Origin of the sequence: Mycobacterium palustre (assembly GCF_002101785.1) — a bacterium.
Lineage (GTDB): Bacteria > Actinomycetota > Actinomycetes > Mycobacteriales > Mycobacteriaceae > Mycobacterium > Mycobacterium palustre.
Genome location: NZ_LQPJ01000098.1, coordinates 63723 through 87260 on the forward strand (window position 1 = coordinate 63723; position 23538 = coordinate 87260).

Here is a 23538-nt window from a genome sequence, read left to right on the forward strand (position 1 = left end):
GCTCATCGCCTACTCATGGTCTGAATGTCGAAGCCAAATGAATTCGGTCACGGCGCTGCCCGCTTCTTGGGCCTTCGTCTCGTACTTGGTGGTGGGCCGGGCGACCGAGATCGGCAGGCGGTCGCCCGGCTCGGCGCGTCGCAGCCGCGGTTCGGCGTCACCGACGTCGCCGATGTGCTCGGCGTAGCCGGGGTGGTCCGTGGCGGCGTGCAGGACACCGCCAGGGAGTAGCCGGTCGGCGATCAGGCCAATCGTGCCGGTTTGCAGGAACCGGCGCTTGTGGTGGCGGGCCTTGGGCCACGGGTCGGGGAAGAAGACCCGCACGCCGGTCAGCGAGGCGGGCGCGATGAGGTGGGCCAGCACGTCGACCGCGTTTCCGTGGATCAGCCGGATGTTGCGAACGCCTTCGCGGTCGATCGCCGAGAGCAGCTGCGCCAGGCCCCGTCGGTAGACCTCGACCGCGATCACGTCGACGCCGGGCTCGTCGGCGGCCATCGCCAGCGTGGATGTGCCGCTGCCGCAACCGATTTCGAGAACTACGGGCGCCCGACGGCCGAACCAGGCGCCGGTGTCCAGCGGTTCGCGATCCCCGGCGTGGCTGCCCAGCGAGAGGCCCAGCCTCGGCCAGAGCCGCTCCCAGGTTTCGCGTTGGCCGCCCGAAAGGGTGGACCGCCGCGAGCGGAAACTCGTGGTGGGAAGGGGACGGCGTTCGTCGGTACCCAGGCCTGTTTCCACCTCCGCCGGCGCGTCGGGACACGTCCTGACCCCGGGTTGCGCATGCATTTGTCCATGGTGGCCTATGAACCGCCGGGGTTGCCGCCCCTGGTCCAGATTGATACCCAACAGTTGCCTTCGGCTGGTAACGGGGGGCCGGTGGCTCGCATCTCGCCGATGCAAATGCCACCATGCGGGGAACAACGCCGGCGGGTCGATCGGATCTAATGGGCAGGACATGACGGGACTAGGGCACCGAACCTTCGCCGACGAGCTGGCGCGCTTCGCCGCCGGGCGCGCGGACCCGCGCGTGAGTGCGATCGCGGAGCGGGCCGGCGCGCCGCTGCGCGTCGCCGTCCGCGGGCGCCCGACCGTGGGGCGCCGCACGGTGGCGCGGGCCCTGGACGTGGCCGGAAAGGCCCGCGGCATCCGGGTGGCGAGCGGAAAGACGCCCGCCGACGTCGTCGTCTATGTCACCGCGGAGGTGCTCAAGCCCGAAGATGTCGACGCGATCGCCACCGCCGGGCTCCCGGTGCTGGCCGTGCTGAACAAGGCCGACCTGACCGGCTCGCTTTCCGGGCGGGCCGGTGACGGGCCGATCGGGGCGGCCCGGGGCCGCTGCGCCCGGCTCGCGGAGCTGGTTCGCGCGCCCGTGGAGCCGATGATCGGCCTGCTCGCCGTGACCGCCCTGGACGGCCTGGACGCCGCCCTGTGGGCGGCGCTGCGGGAGCTGGCCGCCGACCCGGAGGGCGCCGGCGCCCTCGACGGGTCGTTTGCTGGCTTCATGGCAGCGAACAACGCCGTGCCGGCCGAGCTGCGGTCGCGGTTGCTGGCAACCCTGGACCTGTTCGGCACGGCGGTGAGCATCGCGGCGCTGCGTCGGGGTGCGGCGCCGGCGCAGGTCCGGGCGCTGCTGCGCCGGATCAGCGGGGTGGACGCCGTCCTGGGCCAGATCTCGGTCGCCGGGGCCGAGGCGCGCTACCGGCGCGTGCTTGCGGCCGTCGCGGAACTGCAGGCGCTGGCCGTCACCGCAGACGAGACTTCCCAAGCCATCGCCGGGTTCCTGGCCGGCGACGACGCCGTGGTCGCCCGCATGGCCGCCGCCGTCGCCGTGGCCGAGGCGGCCGGGCTGCGCGTCGACCCCGCCACCGACGCGGCCGCCCACCTGCCGCGGGCCGTGCGCTGGCAGCGCTACAGCCGCGGCCCGGTGAGCGACCTGCATCGCGCCTGCGGCGCCGACATCGCCCGCGGGTCGCTGCGGCTGTGGTCGCGGGCCGGCGGGCCGCTGCCCGGGGGGTCCCGATGAGCGACGACCCGACCGCCCAGGTGGACGCGCTGGTGGCGGGCATCGGGCCCCGGCTCGACGCGCCCGCCGTCACCCGCCGCGACGTGGTGTTGGTGACCGGGCCCTGGCTGGCGGGGGTGACCGCGGTGGTGGCGGCGCTGCGCGAGCGGCTGCCCCAGCACAAGTTCGTCGAGTCGGCGGACCTGGGGCCCGGCGAGGCGCCGACCGCCGTGGTGTTCGTCGTGTCCGCGGCGGCCGCGCTGACCGCCTCCGACTGCGCCCTGCTGGACGCCGCGGCCGAGCACACCGATGCGGTGGTGGGCGTGGTGTCCAAGATCGACGTGCACCGCAACTGGCCCGACGTGCTGGCCGCCAACCGCGACGCCCTGGCCGCGCACGCCCCGCGCTACGGGCAGGTGCCGTGGGTCGGCGCGGCGGCCCTGCCCGACCTCGGTGAGCCGATCGTCGACGACCTGGTGGGCACCGTCGCGGCGCGGCTGGCCGACCCCGACCTCGCCCGGCGAAACAGGCTGCGGGCGTGGGAGTCCCGCCTGCAGACGGTCGTCCGGCGGATCGACCGCGACGCCGAGGGCGTCGGCCGGCGGGCGCGGGTCGACGCGTTGCGCGAGGAGCGCAGCACCGCCCTGCGCCAGCGCCGCCAGGCCAAGACCGAGCGCACCATCACCCTGCGCGGCCAGATTCAGCAGGCCCGGGTGCAGCTGTCCTACTTCGCGCGCAACCGCTGCAGCTCGGTGCGCACCGAGCTGCAGGAGGACGCGGCGGGCCTGTCCCGGCGCAAGATGGCGGGTTTTGAGGCCTACACCCGCGGCCGGGTCGACGAGGTGGTCGCCGAGGTGAGCGAGGGCACCACCACCCAGCTCGCGGATGTCGCGCAGGTGTTGGGCGTCCCGGTGGCCCCGCAGCCGACCGAGGGCGCTGAGCAGCTGCCGACGGTCGACCTCCCGCCCCCGCCGCTGAAGTCGCGGCGGCAGGAGACCTGGCTGATGATGCTTCTCGGCGCCGGGTTCGGGCTGGGCGTGGCGCTGACGCTGAGCCGGCTGGTGGGCGGCCTGGCCGCGCGGCTGAGCCCCGCGCTGGCGATCGCCGGCGCCGCGGCGTGCGTGGCGATCGGGCTGGCGGTCACCTTCGTGGTGATCCACATCCGGGGCCTGCTGCGCGACCGGGCGTTGCTGGACAGATGGGTCGGCGAGGCGACGGCATCCCTGCAGGCGGTGGTCGAGGAGCTGGTCGCCACCCGCGTGCTGGCCGCCGAGTCGATGCTGAGCACCGCGCTGATCGCCCGGGACGAGGCCGAAAACGCGCAGCTGGGCGAGCGGGTCAGCGCGATCGACAGCGAACTGCGCGAGCACGCGATCGCGGCGGCCCGGGCGGCGGCGGTGCGGGACCGGGAGATGCCCACGGTTAAGGCCGCGCTAAACGCCGTGCGAGCGGAGCTGGGGGAACCGGGTGTACCCCCGGCCGAAAGCCCCGGCCCGGACGCGGGCGGGGACGACACCGAGGAAACGGCTTCAAGGAGCGCGAATGACGACGATTCGTGACGTTCGGTGAGGCTTCTGAATCGTTGTTGTGAGGAGGCTTATACCCGCCCGAGACCTCCCCGACAAGTCGGCCACGATAACCTGTAGTTAACGCCACCATGTAAACAGTTGTGTGGGCGAATGCATACCCGAAGCGAAGAGCTGCCCGTAGCCAGGCAGTAGAACCCACAGGAGAGTTCGATGACTTCAGCGACCATTCCCGGTCTGGACAGCGCCCCTACCGATCACCAGGGCCTGCTTGCATGGGTAGCGGAGGTCGCCGAGCTCACCCAGCCGGACCGGGTGGTATTCGCTGACGGCTCCGACGAGGAGTGGAAGCGGCTCACCGACGAGCTCGTCGAGGCGGGCACGTTCAAGCGGCTGAACCCGAAGAAGTACCCGAACTCGTTTTTGGCGCTGTCGGATCCGTCCGACGTGGCGCGGGTGGAATCCCGGACCTTCATCTGTTCGGAGCGGCAGGAGGACGCCGGCCCCACCAACAACTGGATGGACCCCGCCGAGATGCGGTCCACGATGACCGAGCTGTACCGGGGCTGCATGCGCGGCCGCACCATGTGGGTGGTCCCGTTCTGCATGGGCCCGCTCGGCGCCGAGGACCCGAAGCTGGGCGTGGAGATCACCGACTCCGAATACGTCGTGGTGTCCATGAAGGTGATGACCCGGATGGGCAAGGCCGCGCTGGAGAAGATGGGCGACGACGGGTTCTTCGTCAAGGCGCTGCACTCCGTCGGCGCCCCCCTGGAGCCGGGCCAAAAGGACGTCCCGTGGCCGTGCAACGACACCAAGTACATCACCCACTTCCCGGAGACCCGCGAGATCTGGAGCTACGGCTCCGGCTACGGCGGCAACGCGCTGCTGGGCAAGAAGTGCTACTCGCTGCGCATCGCCTCGGCGATGGCCCACGACGAGGGCTGGCTCGCCGAGCACATGTTGATCCTCAAACTGATCTCCCCGGAGAACAAGGCCTACTACTTCGCCGCGGCGTTCCCGTCGGCGTGCGGCAAGACCAACCTCGCCATGCTGCAGCCGACCATCCCGGGCTGGCGCGCCGAGACCCTCGGTGACGACATCGCCTGGATGCGTTTCGGCAAGGACGGCCGGCTGTACGCGGTCAACCCGGAGTTCGGCTTCTTCGGGGTCGCGCCCGGCACCAACTGGAAGTCCAACCCCAACGCCATGCGCACGATCTCCGCGGGCAACACCGTCTTCACCAACGTCGCGCTGACCGACGACGACGAGGTGTGGTGGGAAGGCCTGGAGGGCGAGCCGGACCACCTGATCGACTGGAGAGGCGACGATTGGTACATCCGCGAGACGGAAACCAAAGCGGCCCACCCGAATTCGCGTTACTGCACACCGATGTCGCAGTGCCCGATCCTGGCGCCGGAGTGGGACGACCCGCAGGGCGTGCCGATCTCCGGCATCCTGTTCGGCGCCCGCCGCAAGACCACGGTGCCGCTGGTGACCCAGGCGCGCGACTGGCAGCACGGCGTGTTCATGGGCGCCACCATGGGCAGCGAGCAGACCGCCGCCGCCGAGGGCAAGGTCGGCACGGTGCGCCGCGACCCGATGGCCATGCTGCCGTTCCTGGGCTACCACGTCGCCGACTACTTCCAGCACTGGCTCGACCTGGGCAAGAACTCCGACGAGTCCAAGCTGCCGAAGGTGTTCTTCGTCAACTGGTTCCGCCGGGGCGAGAAGGGCGAGTTCCTCTGGCCCGGGTTCGGTGAGAACAGCCGCGTGCTGAAGTGGATCGTCGACCGCATCGAGCACCGGGCCGGCGGCCAGGACACCCCGATCGGCATCGTGCCCACCGCCGCGGACCTGGACCTGGACGGCCTGGACGTCAAAAGCGACGACGTCGCCAAGGCGCTGGCGGTCAACGCCGACGAGTGGCGTCAGGAACTGCCGCTGATCGAGGAGTGGTTCGAGTTTGTGGGCGACAAGCTGCCCACCGGCGTCAAGGACGAGTTCGAGGCGCTCAAGCAGCGGCTGGCCGACGCCGACTAACCCGCGCTGGCGGCCAATCGCCTGCCGCCGCAAGGCATGGATTGGCCGGCCGTGTGCCCGCTTGACACCTGTCAACATCGCCGGCGGTACAGTCGGCGCATGCAGATTCGCCCCTTCGTCGGGACCGGCAAACCGGCCATCATCCTCTACCCGTCGGGGACCGTCATCACCTTCGACGACCTGGAGGCCCGGGCCAATCGGCTGGCCCACCGCTTCCGCCAGGCCGGGCTGCGCGAGGGCGACACCGTCGCGATCCTGATGGAGAACAACGAGCACATCCACGCGGTGATGTGGGCGGCCCGCCGCAGCGGCCTGTACTACGTGCCGATCAACACCCACCTGACCGCCGCCGAGGCGGCCTACATCATCGACAACAGCAGCGCCAAGGCGATCATCGGCTCGGCGGCGCTGCGCGACACGTGCGCCGAACTGCGCGACAACCTGCCTAACGGGTTGCCGGAGTTGTTGATCATCGCCTGCAAAACGGGAGAGGCCGATCTGCCCGGCTGGGAGCGCTACCCGGAATGCGTTGCCCACCAACCGGATACGCCGATCGATGACGAGCTCGAGGGCGACCTGCTGCAGTACTCGTCGGGCACCACCGGCCGGCCCAAAGGCATCAAACGCGAACTGCCGCATGTCTCCCCGGCCGAGGCGCCCGGCATTATGTCGGCCCTCGTCGAGTTCTGGATGACCCCCGACGCGGTCTACCTGAGCCCGGCCCCGCTGTACCACACCGCCCCGTCGGTGTGGTCGATGACCACACAGGCCGGCGGCATCACCACCGTCGTCATGGAGAAGTTCGACCCCGAGGGAACGCTGGACGCCATCCAGCGCTACCGGGTGACCCACGGCCAGTTCGTGCCCGCCATGTTCACACGCATGCTGAAACTCCCTGCGGCCGTGCGTGATTCGTACGACCTGTCCAGCCTCAAGCGGGTGATGCACGCCGCCGCGCCGTGCCCGGTCGAGATCAAGAAGCAGATGATCGACTGGTGGGGTCCGATCATCGACGAGTACTACGCGTCCTCCGAGGCGATCGGGTCCACGCTGATCAGTGCCGAGGAGTGGTTGGCCCATCCGGGTTCGGTCGGCAGGCCGATGAACTGCCAGATCCACATCCTCGGCGAGGACGGCACCGAGCTGCCCCCGGGGCAGGCCGGCGAGATCTACTTCGAGGGCGGGTTCGCCTTCGAATACCTCAACGACCCGGCGAAGACCGCCGCCTCGCGCGACAAGCACGGCTGGGCCACCGTCGGCGACATCGGCTACCTCGACGACGAGGGCTACCTGTACCTCACCGACCGCCGCCACCACATGATCATCAGCGGCGGCGTGAACATCTACCCGCAGGAGGCCGAGAACCTTCTGGTCACCCACCCGAAGGTGTTGGACGCCGCCGTGTTCGGCGTGCCCGACGACGAGATGGGCCAGCGCGTAATGGCGGCCGTGCAGACGGTGGATCCCGCCGACGCCACCGACGAGTTCGCCGACGAGCTGACGGGGTGGCTGCGGGATCGCCTGGCGCACTACAAATGCCCGCGCACGATCGCCTTCGAGGCGCAGCTGCCGCGCACCGACACCGGAAAGCTCTACAAGAACGGGCTGACCGACAAGTACTCGGTGTGAGCGATGCTCCGGGTGATCGACCTATCGCGGCCGCCCGATTCCGGCGTCCCGGCACCGCCCGGGGCGGTCGTCGCCGCCGGCTCGGCCGCCGACATCGCGGCCGCCCAATATTGGCTTGACGCAGCGACTTTCACCCTCACCGAGGATCCCTGCGCCGACCGCCGGGTGGTCACCGTCGATTCGGTGCCCGAGGCGCTGGACGAGCTGACCCGGCGCTGCGACCGCTGGCCGCAGGCGAGCAGCGTGTGCGACGACGTGCTGCGCGCGGTCGATCCCCACGGCCCGGCGCTGGCCGGGGTGGTGACCGAGTCGTTGGCGTATTCGACCCTGCAGGCCGGGCCGGAGTTCGCGCGGTGGCTAGCCGAACGCGGGCCGGCCGAGATGCCCGACATCGCCGATCCGGTGCTGGCACGACGCGACGGGGACGTCGTGCGCATCGCCTTCAACCGGCCGCAGCGCCACAACGCGTTCTCCACCGACGCGCGCGCCGCGCTGCTGGAGGCGCTGACCGTCGCGCTGCTCGACCCGTCGGTGACCGGGATCGAGTTGAGCGGCAACGGGCCGTCGTTCTGCAGCGGCGGGGATCTGGCCGAGTTCGGCACCTTCGCCGACCCGGCGAGCGCGCATTTGGCCCGCACCCGGCACAGCCCCGCCCTGGCGCTCGACGCGCTGACGGCCAGGCTCGGCCGGTCCTGCCGCGCCCGGGTTCACGGACGGGTGCTGGGCAGCGGATTGGAGATGGCCGCCTTCTGCGGATTGGTTGAGGCGCACGAAGATTCGGTATTCGGCCTGCCCGAGCTGGGCCTGGGACTCATCCCCGGCGCGGGCGGCACCGTCAGCGTCACCCGCCGGATCGGCCGCTGGCGCACGGCATACCTGGTGCTGTCCGGGCGCACGATCGGCGCCGACACCGCGCGCGCCTGGGGGCTGGTGGACGCGTCGTGCGCCGGCGTCCCGGCGGCCGATTAGAAGGAATACGTTGTGGTTGTCGTAGAAGGCAGATGCGAAACGGACACTCCTACGGCGAAGAAAAAGACCCACAACATCGCCATCGCCACCCAGAAGACGCCGCTCGCGACCGCGCCGATGATGGCCCATTTTTTGGCGTTGTCGGCCGACGCCTGCGCCTCGGCATACCGCCCCTGGGCCCACTGCCCGGAGACCCTGCTGGAGTACACCAGCGACACGATCCCGAACGGGACGCAGCAAAGCACCGTGACCAGGACCGCCCAGACGAGGTAGTTGTCCGGCTCGCGTGGCGGCGGCCAACCGGGGTGCGGGGCCGGGTAACCCGGCGGCGGCTGACCGTGCCACTCGGGGGGACCTTGGTAGGGCCCAGGGGGATAACTCATGGCTAACGCCCTTCCACACGGTCCCTTTGGTCCGGCAAATATACAGCACACGCCAAGGCCGAACCGGCGGATCGCCGTCAGACCCCGCCCCGGGCGACGAGCTGCCCGGCGATCACGTTGCGCTGGATCTCGTTGGTGCCCTCGCCGACGATCATCAGCGGCGCGTCGCGGAAGTACCGTTCCACGTCGTATTCGGTGGAGTAGCCGTAGCCGCCGTGGATGCGCACCGCGTTCAGCGCGATCTCCATCGCCGCCTCGGAGGCGAACAGCTTGGCCATCCCGGCCTCCATGTCGCAGCGTTCGCCGCCGTCGTAGCGCTCGGCGGCGTAACGGGTCAGCTGGCGGGCGGCGGTGAGCTTGGTGGCCATGTCGGCCAGGTAGTTGCCGATCGCCTGGTGCTTCCAGATCGGCCGGCCGAAGCTCTCCCGCTGCCGGGCGTAGGCCAGCGCGTCCTCGAGGGCCGCCGTCGCCACGCCCAGCGCGCGGGCGGCTACCTGGATGCGGCCCGTTTCGAGGCCCTTCATCATCTGCGCAAAGCCCTCGCCCATCCGGCCGCCCAGCACCGCCGACGCCGGGGCGGAAAAGCCGTCGAACGACAGCTCGCACGACTCGACGCCCTTGTAGCCCAGCTTGGGCAGGTCGCGCGACACCGTCAGTCCCGGGCCCGGCTCGACGAGCACGATCGAAATGCCCTTGTGCCGCGGCGTGGCGCCCGGATCGGTCTTGCACAGCAGCGCGATGAGGCCGGAACGGCGCGCGTTGCTGATCCACGTCTTGGAACCGTTGATCAGAAGGTTGCCGTCGCCGGCGGGCAGCGCGGTGGTCGTCATGTTCTGCAGGTCCGAGCCGCCGCCGGGTTCCGTCAGCGCCATGGTGGCGCGCAGCTCGCCGGTGGCCATCGCCGGCAGGTAGGCGCGCTTTTGATCGTCGGTGCCAAACAGCGTCAACAGCTTGGCCACCACGGTGTGCCCGCCCATCGCGCCGGCCAGGCTCATCCAGCCCCGCGCCAGCTGCTCGGTGACCCGGACGTAGCACGGCATCGACACCGGCGAGCCGCCGTATTCCTCCGGAATCGCCAAGCCGTAGATGCCGATCCGCTTCATCTGCTCGATCCACGCCTCGGGATAGGTGTTGGCGTGCTCGACCTCGCGGACGCTCGGCTTGACGTCGCGGTCGATGAACTCCCGCACCGTCGCGACCAGCATCTCCTCTTCGTCGTTCAGCTCACTGCTCACCTGTGCCATATTGGCCCCGTGACTTATCTGCATTCACGCCAGGGCGGCCCCTACTTCGACGAGCTGACGAGAGGTCAGGTCTTCGACTGGGCTCCGGCGGTGACGCTCTCGACGGGTATGGCCGCGGCGCATCAGGCGATCCTGGGCGATCGGCTGCGGCTGGCGCTGGACGCCGACCTGTGCGCCGCGGTGACCGGCGCGCCCGGGCCGTTGGCGCACCCGGGCCTGGTATGCGACGTCGCGATCGGGCAGAGCACCCTGGCCACCCAGCGGGTCAAGGCCAACCTGTTCTACCGCGGGCTGACGTTCCACCGGTTCCCGGTCATCGGCGACTCCCTCTACACCCGCACCGAAGTGGTTGGGCTGCGGGCGAATTCGCCCAAACCGGGCCGGCCGCCGACGGGGATGGCGGCGCTGCGGATGACCACCATCGACCAGGCCGACCGGTTAATCCTCGACTTCTACCGGTGTGCGATGCTGCCGGCGAGCCCGGGCTGGCACCCCGGCGACGCCGCCGGCGACGACCTGTCCACGATCGGCGCCGACGTGCCCGGCCCCGCGTCCGACCCGACCGCACGGTGGGACGGCGAGGCCTTCCGCGACAAGGTGCCCGGCCCGCATTTCGACCCTGGCCTGGCCGGAGCGGTGTTGGGCAGCACCGGCGACGTGGTAAGCAGCGCACCGGAACTCGCGCGACTCACCCTGAATATCGCCGCGACACACCACGATTCGCGGGTCGGCGGGCGCCGGCTGGTGTACGGCGGGCACACCATCGGGCTCGCCCTGGCGCAGGCAACCCGGCTGCTGCCCAACCTGGCGACGGTGCTCGGGTGGCAGTCCTGCGATCACACCGGCCCGGTGTACGAGGGCGACACCCTCTACAGCGAGCTGCACGTCGAATCCGCCGAGCCCACCGAGCGCGGCGGCGTGCTCGCGCTGCGATCGCTGGTCTACGCGGCCGGCCGCTCCGACGGCGAGGCGGATCGGCAGGTCCTGGACTGGCGCTACCGCGCGCTGCAGTTCTAAGTCTGTGCGACGGGCACAATGGTGGCGTGAGCTCGGCGTCGTTCAAGTGGGGGAGCAGCGGGCTGGCCTACCTGACGGGCCGACCCGACGGGCCGGCCGACTTCTCCCGCGCGAACGTGCTGGCCCGCGCCGAGCGCGTGGCGGCGGCCCTCGGTGATCGACTGTGCATCGGCGTAGACGCGGCCACGCTGCTGACCGGTCGGGCCGCGCTGCTCGGGTTGAGCCGCGCCGGCCGCATGTCGGCCGGCGGCGCCACCCGATTGCTGAAGGCCGCGGACGGCTGGTGGGCGGTCACGCTGTCGCGCCCCGACGACGTCGCCGCGGTCCCGGCGCTGATCCAGGCCAGCGAGGCACCCGCCGACACATGGTTAGCGCTGCAGCGTTGGGCCGCAACGCGATCGGTGACCGCGATCGTCGACCGGGCGGCCCTGCTCGACATCCCGGCGGCCGGCCTCGGCGAGGCCGCGGCCCGACCGCCGTCGATACGCCCGACGGGCGGCCGCGCGTCTCCCCGGGCAGCGGCCGGCCTGCTGGTGGCCGACCTGTCGTCGATGTGGGCGGGCCCGCTGTGCGGCGCGCTGCTGGCGCGCGCGGGGGCGACGGTCGTCAAGGTCGAAAGCCCCCGGCGCCCGGACGGCACCCGCGCCGGCAACCCGGCCTTCTTCGATTGGGTGAACGGCGAAAAGCTCTCCTACAGCATCGATTTCGACGGCCAGGCGGGCGAACTGCGCGAGCTGCTCGCCGCGGCCGACATCGTCATCGAGGGCACGCGGCCCGCGGCGCTCGCGCGGCGACGCCTCGGCCCGGACCACGTCCCGGCGCGGCCGGGACGAATCTGGTTGCGCATCAGCGGATTCGACGATCACCGCCCGGCCTTCGGCGATGACGCCGCGGTGGCCGGCGGCTTGGTCGGCACCGCCGCCGAAGGGCCGGTGTTCTGCGGCGACGCCATCGCCGACCCGCTGACCGGGCTGGAGGCCGCGCTGGAAGTGGCGCAATCGCTCGGCCGCGGCGGCGGCGAACTGATCCACGCGTCGATGGCGGCGGTGGCGGCGACCTACGCGGCGCTGCCGACCGAGGCGTCGCAGGCACCGCACCCGGCCCCGCCGCCGCGGCCGCCGGCGCCCTCGACGCCCGCGCCCGCGCTGGGCGCCGACAACGACGCCGTGCGGCGCCTGGTAAGCGAAAGACGCTGCGCCCCATGTTGATCAAGCGGGCCGCGTTGCTGGACGGCACGATCACCGACATCCGGGTCGGGGAGCGGATCGACGAGCTGGGCGACGATTTGGTGGCCGCGCCGGGCGAGGGCGTGCTCTACGCCGGCGGCGGAGCGGTTGTGCCGGGCCTGCACGACCACCACGTGCACGTGCGGTCGGCGGCGTCGGCGTTGGACTCCTTCTTCGTCGGGCCGCCCGGCGTCACCACCAAAGCCCAACTGGCACAACTGCTGTCGAACGCCACGCCCGGCCCCGACGGGTGGATCCGCGCCGTCGGCTACCACGAGTCGGTCGCCGGCGAGCTGGACCGGTCCGCCATCGACGCCGTGGTGCGCAGGGTTCCGGTGCGCATCCAGCACCGCAGCGGTGCGCTGTGGATGCTCAACTCCGAGGCCCTGAGCCGGGTCGGCCTGGCCGAACACCCCGACGGGCGCCTGCGCAGCGCCGAGGGCGGCTGGTCGGACGCCGTGGCGCGCCGCGAATCCGACCTTGCCGAGCTCAGCCGCCGCATCACCGCCTACGGCGTCACCGGCGTCACCGACGCCACCCCGGACCTTGCCGCCGACGACATGGTCTCGCTGCTGGCCGCCCACCGGCTCGGCGAATTCCGGCCCCGCACAAGCTTTTTGTCCCCGGGTAAGAAGATCTTGCACGACGACCGTCTCGACCTCGACGGGCTGGCCGAGTGGATCGCCGACCAGCACCGCGCCGAGCGACCGGTCGCCGTGCACTGCGTGACCGCGGCGCAGCTCGTGGTGACCATCGCCGCCCTGCGCGCCGCCGGCAGTCATCCGCTGGATCGCATCGAGCACGCCGCCGTGGTGCCGGAAGACAACCTGCCCGACCTCGCCGGGCTCGGCATCACGGTGGTGACCCAGCCCAACTTCGTGGCCGAGCGCGGCGATCAGTACCTCGCCGACGTCCCCGCCGCCGAACACGACCAGCTGTGGCGGGTCGCGTCGCTGCGGAAAGCCGGGGTGCCCGTGGCCCTGTCCACCGACATGCCGTTCGGTCACGGCGATCCGTGGACCGCGATGCGCGCCGCGGTGTATCGCACCACGCCCAGCGGCGCGGTGCTCAACGCGAACGAACGCGTCTCGGCGCGACAGGCCTTGGCGATGTTCCTGGGGCGGTCGGACCGGCCGGGCCGGGCGCGGGCCGTCGAACCCGGCCAGCCCGGAGACCTCTGCGTGCTGAGCGAGCCACCGGCGACGGTGCTGGCCGAACTGGACGCCGGCATGGTGGCGGCCACCGTGATCGGCGGCGAGCTGGTGTACTTCGCGATGTGACCGGTGATCAGGCCGCCGGCGCGAGCGCGTCGCGCAGGCCGTCACACTGGCTGGCGAAAAACCGCTGCGCCACTTGGGCCTTGGGCGCCACCGCGTCGAAGCCGTGGAATGCGCCCGGAACGATCTCGACGTGGCACGGCACCCCGGCCGCGCGCAGCCGTTCAGCGTAGGCCAGGTCCTCGTCGTGGAACAGGTCGTGGGTGCCGACGCCGATCCACGCCGGCGCCAGCCCGCCCAGGTCCTCGCGCCGCGCCGGGACGGCGACCCGCGGGTCGGCGTCGCCCAGGTAGGCCTTCCAGCCGAAGCGGTTGCTGCGCACGCTCCACAGCCGGTAGTTCGGGTCGGCTGCAGACGCCGAACTCCGGTCGTCCAGCATCGGGTAGACCAACAGCTGAAACACCGGGGCGATTTCGCCGCGGTCGCGGGCCAGCAGGGCCAGCGCGGCCGCGAGGCCGCCGCCGGCGCTGGCGCCGCCGATCGCCAGCCGGGTCTCGTCCACCGTGGCTTGTCCGGCCAGCCAGGTCAGCGCCGCGTAGCAGTCCTCGAGCGGGCCGGGGTACGGGTGTTCGGGTGCCAGGCGGTATTCCACCGACGCCACGGTGATGCCGAGCCGCTTGCAGAACCGGCGGCACAGCCGGTCGTCCTGCTGGGCGGTGCCGATGACGTAACCGCCGCCGTGTATCCACAGCAGCGCGGCGGTGGGCTCGGTGGCGACCGGTCGGAACAATCGGACGCCGGCCCCGGAGCCCAGCTCGATCACCTCGACGCCGGAGGTGTCGGGCCGGCGGAGTCGCCCCGTCACCGCGGTCAGCGTCCGCACGATCGGCAGGGTGCGCGGACCGATGATGTGTCGCGGGGTGATACGGGCGGCGCGGCGCAGGTCGGGGTGAACGTCGTTGTTCGGCACCGGACAAGTATCCATCCGCGCGCGCATCGGCACCGAAGCACCGCCGTGAAACCCGTCGGTGGCCCGGCTCCGGGCGGCGTGGTTAGCGGGCCCGGGCTCGGGGTATCGGTCCCGGTGATCCAAATGCTGGTGTATCCCGTGGATACCGGCGTGTGGTGCGCGTCCGGGCCGCCTGGTCGTGCTAGATGCGAGAGGCGAGACATGCTGGGCCACCTCTACGACCGGGCGCTCGGCGGCCAACGGTGCTGGATCCGGCACGAGGACGGCGAGATACGGCCGCTGCCCGCGCACCGCTGGTTGGGCGCGCGATGTCCCGGCGACCCGCCCGCCGACGCCGTCGACGAGGTCTTTGACGATGCCGTCACGCGGATGTGCGCGGGCCCGGCGATCGAGCTGGGGTGCGGGCCCGGGCGGTTGGTCGCCAGGCTGATCCGGCGGGGCATACCGGCGCTGGGCATCGATCGCTCCGCGGCGGCGATCCGCCTGGCGTGCCGCGGCGGGGCGCCGGCGCTGCTGGGCGACGTGTTCGGCCCGCTGCCCGGAACGGGTCAGTGGCGGACGGTCCTGCTGGTCGACGGCAACGTCGGCCTGGGCGGCGACCCGCGGCGAATTCTGCGGCGCGCCGCCGAGCTGCTGGGGCGCGGCGGGCGCTGCGTCGCGGAGTTCGACGCCGAGGTCGCGGGCGTATGTTCGCGATGGGTGCGGCTGGAGTCCGGCGCCGAGGTGGGACCCTGGTTCCGGTGGGCGTCGGTGGGCGTGGACAGCGCCGCCGCGCTGGCCGAGCAGGCGGGCCTGAGGCTGACCGGCGTCCGCCCGATCGGCGGCCGGGTGATCGCGACCCTGGCCGCCTCGTGAACAGGTTTCGCAGCCCGCTGCGAGGCCCCTGGCTGACCTCGGTGTTCGGTCTGGCGCTGTTGGTCGCGCTGCCGGTCGTCATCGTCACCGGGCTGCTGTCCTACGCCGCCTACGCGCCCCAGCTCGGCCAGGCCATCCCCGGGGACGTGGGCTGGCTGCGGCCGCCCGCCTTCGCCTGGCCGACCCGGCCGTCGTGGCTGTACCGGCTGACCCAGGGACTGCACGTCGGCCTGGGGCTGGTGATCATTCCGGTGGTGCTGGCCAAGCTGTGGTCGGTGATTCCGCGGCTGTTCGTGTGGCCGCCGGCCCGCTCGATCGCCCAGGCGCTGGAGCGGCTGTCATTGCTGATGCTGGTGGGCGGCGTGCTGTTCGAGATCGTCACCGGTGTGCTCAACATCCAGTACGACTACGTCTTCGGGTTCAGCTTCTACACCGGCCACTACTTCGGTGCCTGGGTGTTCAGCGCCGGATTCTTGATGCACATCACCCTCAAGATCCCCCGGATGGTCACCGGGCTGCGGTCGCTGCCGCTACGAGAAGTGTTGCGCACCAATCGCATCGACACCCGCCCGGAGCCGCCCGATCCGGACGGGTTGGTGTCGACGGCGCCCGCCGAGCCGACCATGAGCAGGCGCGGTGCCCTGGCGCTCGTCGGCGCCGGGGTGCTGCTCGTCGGCGCGCTGACCGCGGGCCAGACCCTCGGAGGTGCCGCCCGCGGCGCGGCCCTGCTGCTGCCCCGCGGGCGCGGGCCCCGAGGTCCCGGTGCTTTCCGGGGCGACTTCCCGGTCAACAAGACGGCCCTCGCCGCCGGGATCGTCCCCGAAAGCGTGGGCGCCGGTTGGCGTTTGACGCTGCGCGGCGGCCCGTCGGAGGTGGTGCTCGACCGGGCGGCGCTGGCCGGGATGCCGCAGCACACCGCGCGGCTGCCGATCGCCTGCGTCGAGGGCTGGTCGACCGTGCAGACCTGGAGCGGGGTGCGGCTCGCCGAGCTGGCGCGGCTGGCCGGGGTGCCCGCACCGCGCGCGGCGCGCGTGGCGTCGCTGCAGCGCGGCGGGGCGTTCGGTGCGGCGGCGTTGCAGGCCAACCAGATTCGCGATCCCGACGCCCTGCTGGCGCTCCGGGTCAACGGCGCCGACCTGCCCCTGGATCACGGGTATCCGGCGCGCGTCATCGTTCCCGCGCTGCCGGGCGTGCACAACACCAAGTGGGTCGCGTCCATCGAGTTCGAGCCGAGCTGAGATGCCGCGCCTGCCAATCCGTTTCGGGGTGAGCTACGGGGCCGGCCCGCTGCACCTGGTGACGATGGCGTCCGGGTTCGCCCTCTTGGGCTACATCCTGGCCACGTTCACGCCGGCGGCCCTGTGGGATCCGGACACCTGGTGGCACTCGATCGCCGCGTGGTTCGCGGTCGCCGTCATCGCCTACGACCTGCTGCTCTTCCCGCTCTGCGCGCTGGCCGACCGGGTGATCTTCGCCGGGAGGCGGCCGGCGCCGCGCAACGTCAGCGCCCGCAACCACATTCGGGTGCCCACCCTGGGCGCCGGGCTGACGCTGCTGATCTTTTTGCCCGGCATCATCGAGCAGGGGGCGCCGACCTATCAGGCCGCGACCGGACAAACCCAGCAGCCGTTTCTGGGCAGGTGGCTGCTGCTGACGGCGGCGATGTTCGGCCTCAGCGCGCTCAGCTACGCCGCGCGGCTGGTAGCGGCGCGCCGGCGAGCCCCTGACGGAAACGTCAGTTTCCGGTGTCGGCGCGGGGGTAGGCTCCGAAAATGACCGCGAGGGGAGCCCGCATGACACCCTGCGTGAAATGGTTGCTGCGGGCCGGTCCTGCCGACTACCTGCTGGCCTTGAGCGCGGCGGGAGCTTCGCTGCCGGTCGTCGGTAAGGGCCTCGAGCCGCTGGGTGCGCTGACCGCCGTGGGCCTGTGGGGTGCCCAGCAGGCCCCGTCGGCGTTTTCGGCGATGACCAGGGATTGGATGACCCCGGGCATCCACGAGACGCGGCGCCGGGACCGCGAGAGCATCCCGCAGGTTTCCCTCGCCGCGCTGCGCGGCGTCGTCTCCGCCGCGGACCTCGAAACCGAATGGCCGGCCGCGGACCGGACGCCGCCGATCTGGGACGCGCTGCGCCGGCGCCGCTACTCCTACCGCCGCGGCGTCCACTACGGGGACCACCCGGCGCAGGTGCTCGACGTCTGGCGGCGCAAGGACCTGCCGGCCCAACCGGCCCCCGTCCTGATCTTCGTGCCCGGCGGCGCCTGGGTCCACGGCAGGTGCATGGGGCAGGGTTCCGCGCTGATGTCCCGGCTGGCCGAGCAGGGCTGGGTGTGCCTGGCAATCGACTACCGGGTCTCGCCGCACCATCGCTGGCCGCGCCACATCACCGACGTCAAGACCGCCATCGCCTGGGCGCGCGCCAACGTCGACAAGTTCGGCGGCGACCGCAATTTCGTTGCCATAGCGGGCTGTTCGGCGGGCGGCCACCTGTCCGCGCTGGCCGGCCTGACCCCCGGCGACCCCGCGCACCGGCGCGAGCTGCCCGAGGGCGCCGACAGCTCGGTGGACGCTGTGGTCGGGATTTACGGGCGCTACGACTGGGAGGACCGGTCCACGCCGGAGCGGGTCCGGTTCGTCGACTTCCTCGAGCGGGTGGTGGTCAAGAAGTCGATCGCGCGCCACCCCGAGGTGTTCCGCGACGCCTCACCGATCGCCCGCGTGCACCGAAATGCGCCGCCGTTCTTGGTGATTCACGGCAGCAAGGACAGCGTCATCCCGGTCGAGCAGGCGCGCAGCTTCGTCGAAAGGCTGCGGGCGGTCTCGCACTCGACGGTCGGCTATTTGGAGCTACCGGGAGCGGGTCACGGCTACGACCTCATCGACGGGGAGCGGGCCGGCGCGGCCGCGCACGCCGCTTCGCTGTTCCTGAACCAGGTCCACCGCACCAAGATGCAGATCGGCGCCAAAGAGGTTATCTGAGCTCTCGCCGCTGGGTATTGTCCCTCTATGGGTGAGGGGCAGCGGTGAAACGGCTGAGCGGCTGGGACGCGGTCCTGCTCTACAGCGAGACGCCGAACGTGCACATGCACACCATCAAGGCCGCCGTGATCGAGCTCGATCCCGACCGGCGCGACTTCGACGTCGACGCCTTCCGCCAGGTCATCGCCGGCCGGCTGACCAAGCTCGAGCCGTTCTGCTATCAGCTCGTCGAGATCCCCTACCGGCTGCACCATCCGATGTGGCGCGAACAGTGTGAGGTCGACCTCGACTACCACATCCGGCCCTGGCGGCTGCCCGCGCCGGGCGGTCGTCGCGAGCTGGACGAGGCGATCGGGCAGATCGCCGGCACCCCGCTGGACCGGTCGCGCCCGCTGTGGGAGATGTATTTCGTCGAGGGCCTGGCCGACCACCGCATCGCCGTCGTGGGCAAGATCCACCACGCGCTCGCCGACGGCGTCGCCTCGGCCAACCTGCTGGCGCGCGGCATGGACCTGCAGCCGGTGCCGGAGCGCCGGCCGTACGTGGCGGACCCGCCGCCCACCGCGCGGCAACTGATCACGTCGGCGTTCGCCGACCACGCGCGCCACGTCGGGCGGCTGCCCGCCACCGTCCGCTACACCGCGCAGGGAGTGGCCCGGGTCCGGCGCAGCTCGCGCAACTTCTCCCCGGAACTGACGCGCCCGTTCGAGCCGCCGCCGACCTTCATCAACCACAAGATCACCCCGGAGCGCCGGTTCGCGACCGCGACGCTGGCGCTGGCCGACGTCAAGCAGACCGGCAGGCGGCTCGGGGCCACGATCAACGACATGGTGCTGGCCATGGCCAGCGGCGCGCTGCGCACCCTGCTGCTGCGCTACGACGGCAAGGCCGAGCCGCTGCTGGCGTCGGTGCCGATGAGCTTCGACTTCTCGCCGGAGCGCATCTCCGGCAATCGCTTCACCGGCGTGCTGGTGGGCCTGCCGACCGACTCCGACGACCCGCTGGAGCGGGTGCGGTGCAGCCACGAGAACGCGATCGCCGCGAAGGAAAGCAACCAGCTGATGGGCCCGGAGCTGGTCAGCCGCTGGGCGGCCTACATGCCCCCCGGCCCGACCCGGGCGTTTTTCAGGTGGGCGTCCGGCCGCGACGGGCACAACAAGGTGCTCAACCTGAACATCTCGAACGTCCCCGGTCCCCGTGAACGCGGGCGGGTCGGCGGGGCGCTGGTCACCGAGATCTATTCGGTGGGCCCGTTGACCGCCGGCAGCGGGCTCAACATCACCGTCTGGAGCTATGTCGACCAGCTCAACATCTCGGTGCTCACCGACGGCGCCACCCTCAAGGACCCGCACGAGGTGACCGAGGCCATGGTTTACGACTTCGTCGAAATACGCAGGGCCGCGGGGCTTTCCGAGGACCTGACCGTCGTCGACACGGCGATGGCGCCCGCCTGATCGAACACCGGATCGGCCGTGCGTCGCGATCCCGGTAACCCGACTCTCGCCTGCCGCCAATGGCGTTCCCGCCGGTCGTTACCATCGCACCGTGACTGGTAGCGACGAACCCGGCAGCACCGAACCCGAGATTTTGGTCGAACAGCGCGACCGGATCCTGATCATCACCATCAACCGGCCCAAGGCCAAGAACGCGGTCAACGCCGCGGTCAGCCGGGGCCTGGCCGACGCCATGGACCGCCTCGACGGCGACAGCGGCCTGTCGGTGGGCATCCTGACCGGCGCGGGCGGCTCCTTTTCGGCCGGCATGGACCTCAAGGCGTTCGCTCGCGGCGAGAACGTCGTCGTCGAAGGCCGCGGCATGGGGTTCACCGAGCGCCCCCCGGCCAAGCCGCTGATCGCCGCGGTGGAGGGATTCTGCCTGGCCGGCGGCTGCGAGCTGGCGCTGGCCACCGACCTGATCGTGGCGTCGCGCGACTCGGCGTTCGGCATCCCCGAGGTCAAGCGCGGGCTGGTGGCCGGCGGCGGGGGACTGCTGCGGCTGCCCGAGCGCATCCCCTACGCGATCGCCATGGAGCTGGCCCTCACCGGCGACAACCTGCCGGCCGAGCGCGCCCACGACCTCGGGCTGGTCAACGTGCTGGCCGAGCCGGGCAAGGCGCTGGAGGCGGCGATCGCGCTGGCCGAGAAGATCACCGCCAACGGGCCGCTGGCGGTGGCCGCCACCAAGCGGATCATCGTCGAATCGCGCGGCTGGAGCCGCGACACCATGTTCGCCGAGCAGATCAAGATCCTGGCGCCGGTGTTTTCGTCCAACGACGCCAGGGAGGGCGCGGTCGCGTTCGCCGAGAAGCGGCCCCCGCGCTGGACGGGAACCTAACCCGTCAGGTGGCGCTGCCCGGTCGGGCCGCGGCGGTGCGACCGAAATAGGGAAGATTCCCGATGTGTCGGCCGCCGCCGACCTTCCACACTGTCGAGAGCTAGCTCGAAGTGGAAGGTGCGCAATGTCGTTTTTGATCGCCATGCCGGACGTGGTTTCAACGGCCGCCACGGATTTGGCAGCTCTCGGTTCGGCGCTGAGCCAGGCCAACTCCGCGGCGGCGTCCCGGACCACGGCATTGCTGGCCGCGGGCGCCGACGAGGTTTCGGCGGCGGTGGCCTCGTTCTTCGGGGCTCACGCCGTGGACTATCAGGCCGCGATCGCCCAAGCGGCCGCGTTTCAGCAACGGTTCGTCGAGGCCCTCAACGCGGGCGCGGGCGCCTACGCCGGCGCCGAGGCGGCCAACGCCGCAGCCACCGCCAACCCGTGGCAGGTTGTGCAGCAAGACGCCCTCAACGCGATCAACACACCCACCGAGCTGCTGCTGGGCCGCCCGCTGATCGGCAACGGCGCCAACGGGATTCCGGGCACCGGCCAGGACGGCGGCGCCGGCGGAATCCTGTGGGGCAACGGCGGCAACGGCGGATCCGGCGCGGCGGGCCAGAACGGCGGCAATGGCGGCGCGGCCGGGCTGTTGGGCAACGGCGGCGCCGGCGGGGCCGGCGGCCCGAGCATTACGGGCGCCGTCAACGGCGGCAAGGGCGGCGCCGGCGGCGCCGGCGGGCTGCTGTGGGGCAACGGCGGTCCCGGCGGCACCGGCGGTGGCTATGGCAACACCGTCCTGGTCGGCTCTGCCGGCGCCGGGGGCGCCGGCGGCGACGCGATCGGGTTGTTCGGCAACGGCGGCGCCGGCGGCGCGGGCGGTCTCGGCGCTCCCGGGGTCTTGACGACCGGCGCCGGTGCTGGGGGCCACGGCGGTCACGGCGGCCTGCTGAACGGCAACGGCGGTGCCGGCGGCAACGCCGGCACCCAGGGCGCCTTCCCCGCCGTGGGCGGTGACGGCGGCGCCGGCGGCATGCTCAGCGGCAACGGCGGCAACGGCGGCAACAGCTACGGCCAAATCGCCGCCGGCCGCGGCGGAAACGCCGGCCTCATCGGCGACGGCGGCGCCGGTGGAACCGGCGGGCTCAACGGTGGTCCCGGCGGCGCCGGCGGCCTCGGCGGCGCGCTGTGGGGTAACGGCGGCCACGGCGGCGACGGCGGGCAATCCACGAACGGAACCGGCGGGGCCGGCGGGGCAGGCGGCAACGCCATCGGGTTGTTCGGCAACGGTGGGGACGGCGGCAATGGCGGCGGGAGCGCCGGCGCCGCCGGCAACGGTGGTCAGGGCGGTCACGGTGGCAACGCCGCCGTGGTCGGCAGCGGCGGCAACGGCGGCAACGGCGGGGCGAGCTTGAACAAGGGCAACGGCGGCGACGGCGGAAACGCCCAACTGGTCGGCAACGGCGGGGCGGGCGGCGGCAGCGTCGGCGTCGGCGCCACCATCGGGCTGGGCGGCGACGGCGGGCTGCTGCTCGGGCTGCCGGGACCCAACGGGCACGCCGGGCCGTAGCCGGGCCGATCACTGCCCTGGACCCAACCCCGGCCGCCCGCGGCGATGCCTAGATGACTTACACTGTCGCCTAGATTTGTAAAGCGTCTGGCACCCCGAAGGATCGGATGAGCATTTCGTTGCTGCTGGAGATGGCCGCGTCCAGCAACCCCGATCGGACGGCCGTGATCTCCGGCGACGTCCGGCTGACGACGCAGCAGCTCAGCGATCTGGCCGACGGCGGCGCGGGGGTGGTCGCGGCGTCGCGGGCCCGGCACGTGGCCTACGTCGGCACCGGCGGCGCGATGCTGCCGGTGCTGATCTTTGCGGCCGCCCGCGCCGGGCTCGCCTTCACCCCGCTCAACTACCGGCTGTCCGCCGAGGGCATCCAGGCGCTGATCGGGCGGCTGCCCGACCCGCTGGTCGTCGTCGACGCCCGGTACCGGGACGTGGTCGGTGCGCGCGCCGACCGGGTGATGCTGTCCGACGATTTCCTTGCGGCCGCGCGCGACGGCGAGCCGGCCGCCGAGTTTCCCGATCCCGAATCCGTCGCGATCGTGTTGTTCACGTCGGGCACCACGTCGCAACCCAAGGCCGTCGAGCTGACGCACAACAACCTGACCAGTTATGTGACCGGGACCGTCGAGTTCGAGTCGGCCGCCCCCAGCGACGCCGCGCTGATCTGTGTGCCGCCCTATCACATCGCCGGGGTCGGCGCCGCGCTGTCGAACCTCTACGCCGGCCGAAAGATGGTGTATCTGCCCAACTTCGACGCCGAGGAATGGGTGCGGCTGATCAACGCCGAGCAGGTGACCACCGCGACGGTGGTGCCCACCATGCTGGACCGCATCGTCAGCGTGCTGGAGACGGGCGGCCACACGCTGCCGTCGCTGCGCAACCTGGCCTACGGCGGTTCCAAGGTGGGGTTGCCGCTGGTCCGCCGGGCCCTGGAACTGTTGCCGCACGTCGGTTTCGTCAACGCCTACGGGCTCACCGAGACCAGCTCGACCATCGCGGTGCTCACCCCCGACGACCACCGCGCGGCGCAGTCGGCATCAGAGCCCCGGGTCGCCAAGCGGTTGGCCTCCGTGGGGCGGCCGGTGCCCGGCATCGAGCTGCAGATCCGCGACGAGCGCGGCAGGGTGCTCGGGCCCGGCGAAACGGGCGAGCTGTTCGTGCGCGGGGAGCAGGTGTCGGGTCGCTACACCGGGATCGGCTCGGTGCTGGACGAGGACGGCTGGTTCCCCACCCGCGACATCGCCCTGCTCGACGAGGACGGCTACCTGTTCATCGGCGGGCGCAGCGACGACACCATCATCCGCGGCGGGGAGAACATCGCGCCCGCCGAGCTGGAAGAGGTGCTCATCGAGCACTCCCACGTGCGCGACGTGGCCGTGGTCGGCGTCGAGGATCCACAGTGGGGCCAGGCGATCGTCGCGGTGGTGGTGCCCGCCGCGGGCACCGATCCCGACCCGGAGGAACTGCGCGAGCATGTCCGCAAGAGTTTGCGGGGGTCACGGACGCCCGACCGAGTAGTGTTTCGCGACGAGCTGCCGGCCACACCCACGGGCAAGGTACTTCGCCGCGAGCTAGTCGAACAGCTACAAGGACGCTGAA

The 23538-nt window shown here is 71.7% G+C and carries 20 protein-coding genes; 16 read left to right on the forward strand and 4 right to left on the reverse strand.

What is annotated here, in order from left to right:
• Positions 1 to 9: 9 nt before the first annotated feature.
• Entirely contained in the window at positions 10 to 801 is a 792-nt protein-coding gene (gene trmB / locus AWC19_RS11845) for a tRNA (guanosine(46)-N7)-methyltransferase TrmB (RefSeq protein WP_211284906.1), read from the reverse strand.
• Positions 802 to 952: 151 nt separating this feature from the next.
• Here trmB and AWC19_RS11850 point away from each other — a divergent pair, with 151 nt between their 5' ends.
• From AWC19_RS11850 to AWC19_RS11870, 5 genes are all read left to right on the forward strand, one after another.
• Positions 953 to 2020, forward strand: coding sequence for a hypothetical protein (locus AWC19_RS11850; RefSeq protein ID WP_085078287.1), 1068 nt, complete (start codon positions 953 to 955; stop codon positions 2018 to 2020).
• Complete coding sequence (locus AWC19_RS11855) at positions 2017 to 3558, forward strand: hypothetical protein (RefSeq protein WP_085078342.1); 1542 nt, start codon at positions 2017 to 2019, stop codon at positions 3556 to 3558. Before AWC19_RS11850 ends, AWC19_RS11855 begins: the two co-directional genes overlap by 4 nt.
• A 180-nt stretch (positions 3559 to 3738) precedes the next feature.
• Positions 3739 to 5568: a phosphoenolpyruvate carboxykinase (GTP) gene (locus AWC19_RS11860; RefSeq protein ID WP_085078272.1), complete on the forward strand. Its 1830-nt coding sequence runs from the start codon at positions 3739 to 3741 to the stop codon at positions 5566 to 5568.
• A gap of 99 nt (positions 5569 to 5667) precedes the next feature.
• Positions 5668 to 7197, forward strand: a complete 1530-nt coding sequence (gene fadD4 / locus AWC19_RS11865) for a fatty-acid--CoA ligase FadD4 (protein ID WP_085078271.1) — start codon at positions 5668 to 5670, stop codon at positions 7195 to 7197.
• A gap of 3 nt (positions 7198 to 7200) precedes the next feature.
• Positions 7201 to 8166 carry an enoyl-CoA hydratase/isomerase family protein gene (locus AWC19_RS11870; RefSeq protein WP_085078270.1) on the forward strand — a complete coding sequence of 322 codons (966 nt, stop codon included), beginning with the start codon at positions 7201 to 7203 and terminating at the stop codon, positions 8164 to 8166.
• Here AWC19_RS11870 and AWC19_RS11875 read toward each other — a convergent pair.
• On the reverse strand, positions 8163 to 8549 hold the full coding sequence (locus AWC19_RS11875) for a CD225/dispanin family protein (protein ID WP_085078269.1): 387 nt from the start codon (positions 8547 to 8549) through the stop codon (positions 8163 to 8165). The two genes, AWC19_RS11870 and AWC19_RS11875, sit on opposite strands and share 4 nt — an antisense overlap.
• 77 nt (positions 8550 to 8626) lie before the next feature.
• Entirely contained in the window at positions 8627 to 9772 is a 1146-nt protein-coding gene (locus AWC19_RS11880; RefSeq protein WP_169718111.1) for an acyl-CoA dehydrogenase family protein, read from the reverse strand.
• A 30-nt stretch (positions 9773 to 9802) separates the two neighbouring features.
• Here AWC19_RS11880 and AWC19_RS11885 point away from each other — a divergent pair, with 30 nt between their 5' ends.
• From AWC19_RS11885 to AWC19_RS11895, 3 genes are read left to right on the forward strand one after another with little or no spacing between them, the layout of a single operon-like run.
• The gene (locus tag AWC19_RS11885; protein WP_142281123.1) at positions 9803 to 10810 is read left to right on the forward strand and encodes a MaoC family dehydratase; all 1008 of its coding nucleotides are present in this window, start codon (positions 9803 to 9805) and stop codon (positions 10808 to 10810) included.
• A gap of 26 nt (positions 10811 to 10836) precedes the next feature.
• Entirely contained in the window at positions 10837 to 12018 is a 1182-nt protein-coding gene (locus AWC19_RS11890) for a CoA transferase (protein ID WP_085078267.1), read from the forward strand.
• Positions 12012 to 13316 (forward strand): amidohydrolase family protein, encoded by a 1305-nt coding sequence (locus AWC19_RS11895; protein ID WP_085078266.1) that lies wholly within the window; start codon positions 12012 to 12014, stop codon positions 13314 to 13316. Before AWC19_RS11890 ends, AWC19_RS11895 begins: the two co-directional genes overlap by 7 nt.
• 7 nt (positions 13317 to 13323) lie before the next feature.
• Here AWC19_RS11895 and AWC19_RS11900 read toward each other — a convergent pair whose 3' ends face one another.
• Positions 13324 to 14223, reverse strand: coding sequence for an alpha/beta hydrolase (locus AWC19_RS11900; RefSeq protein ID WP_085078265.1), 900 nt, complete (start codon positions 14221 to 14223; stop codon positions 13324 to 13326).
• A gap of 201 nt (positions 14224 to 14424) precedes the next feature.
• On the opposite strand from AWC19_RS11900, the gene AWC19_RS30560 reads away from it, so the two are divergent.
• The 8 genes from AWC19_RS30560 (at position 14425) to AWC19_RS11935 (ending at position 23537) form a co-directional block, all read left to right on the forward strand.
• On the forward strand, positions 14425 to 15078 hold the full coding sequence (locus AWC19_RS30560) for a class I SAM-dependent methyltransferase (protein ID WP_245848911.1): 654 nt from the start codon (positions 14425 to 14427) through the stop codon (positions 15076 to 15078).
• The gene (locus tag AWC19_RS11905) at positions 15075 to 16316 is read left to right on the forward strand and encodes a molybdopterin-dependent oxidoreductase (RefSeq protein WP_245848910.1); all 1242 of its coding nucleotides are present in this window, start codon (positions 15075 to 15077) and stop codon (positions 16314 to 16316) included. The genes AWC19_RS30560 and AWC19_RS11905 overlap by 4 nt, the downstream gene beginning before the upstream one ends.
• A gap of 1 nt (position 16317) precedes the next feature.
• Positions 16318 to 16854 (forward strand): hypothetical protein, encoded by a 537-nt coding sequence (locus AWC19_RS11910; RefSeq protein ID WP_085078263.1) that lies wholly within the window; start codon positions 16318 to 16320, stop codon positions 16852 to 16854.
• A complete protein-coding gene (locus AWC19_RS11915) occupies positions 16851 to 18056 on the forward strand; it encodes an alpha/beta hydrolase (protein WP_085078262.1) in 1206 nt (401 codons plus the stop codon). The genes AWC19_RS11910 and AWC19_RS11915 overlap by 4 nt, the downstream gene beginning before the upstream one ends.
• Before the next feature lie 44 nt (positions 18057 to 18100).
• The gene (locus tag AWC19_RS11920; RefSeq protein WP_085078261.1) at positions 18101 to 19510 is read left to right on the forward strand and encodes a WS/DGAT/MGAT family O-acyltransferase; all 1410 of its coding nucleotides are present in this window, start codon (positions 18101 to 18103) and stop codon (positions 19508 to 19510) included.
• 91 nt (positions 19511 to 19601) lie between these two features.
• On the forward strand, positions 19602 to 20390 hold the full coding sequence (locus tag AWC19_RS11925) for a crotonase/enoyl-CoA hydratase family protein (RefSeq protein WP_085078260.1): 789 nt from the start codon (positions 19602 to 19604) through the stop codon (positions 20388 to 20390).
• 124 nt (positions 20391 to 20514) lie between these two features.
• Entirely contained in the window at positions 20515 to 21942 is a 1428-nt protein-coding gene (locus AWC19_RS11930; protein ID WP_085078259.1) for a PE family protein, read from the forward strand.
• A 107-nt stretch (positions 21943 to 22049) separates the two neighbouring features.
• A complete protein-coding gene (locus AWC19_RS11935) occupies positions 22050 to 23537 on the forward strand; it encodes a class I adenylate-forming enzyme family protein (protein WP_085078258.1) in 1488 nt (495 codons plus the stop codon).
• The last annotated feature ends 1 nt before the right edge of the window (position 23538 follow it).

Bases quoted from the DNA above. Each gene is read 5' to 3' on its own strand.
- AWC19_RS11910 (WP_085078263.1), top strand. From the start codon at position 16,318: ATGCCGCGCCTGCCAATCCGTTTCGGGGTGAGCTACGGGGCCGGCCCG.
- AWC19_RS11895 (WP_085078266.1), top strand. From the start codon at position 12,012: ATGTTGATCAAGCGGGCCGCGTTGCTGGACGGCACGATCACCGACATC.
- AWC19_RS11935 (WP_085078258.1), top strand. From the start codon at position 22,050: ATGAGCATTTCGTTGCTGCTGGAGATGGCCGCGTCCAGCAACCCCGAT.
- fadD4 (WP_085078271.1), top strand. From the start codon at position 5,668: ATGCAGATTCGCCCCTTCGTCGGGACCGGCAAACCGGCCATCATCCTC.
- AWC19_RS11870 (WP_085078270.1), top strand. From the start codon at position 7,201: ATGCTCCGGGTGATCGACCTATCGCGGCCGCCCGATTCCGGCGTCCCG.
- AWC19_RS11850 (WP_085078287.1), top strand. From the start codon at position 953: ATGACGGGACTAGGGCACCGAACCTTCGCCGACGAGCTGGCGCGCTTC.
- AWC19_RS11875 (WP_085078269.1), bottom strand. From the start codon at position 8,549: ATGAGTTATCCCCCTGGGCCCTACCAAGGTCCCCCCGAGTGGCACGGT.
- AWC19_RS30560 (WP_245848911.1), top strand. From the start codon at position 14,425: ATGCTGGGCCACCTCTACGACCGGGCGCTCGGCGGCCAACGGTGCTGG.
- AWC19_RS11855 (WP_085078342.1), top strand. From the start codon at position 2,017: ATGAGCGACGACCCGACCGCCCAGGTGGACGCGCTGGTGGCGGGCATC.
- AWC19_RS11915 (WP_085078262.1), top strand. From the start codon at position 16,851: ATGACCGCGAGGGGAGCCCGCATGACACCCTGCGTGAAATGGTTGCTG.
- AWC19_RS11860 (WP_085078272.1), top strand. From the start codon at position 3,739: ATGACTTCAGCGACCATTCCCGGTCTGGACAGCGCCCCTACCGATCAC.
- AWC19_RS11930 (WP_085078259.1), top strand. From the start codon at position 20,515: ATGTCGTTTTTGATCGCCATGCCGGACGTGGTTTCAACGGCCGCCACG.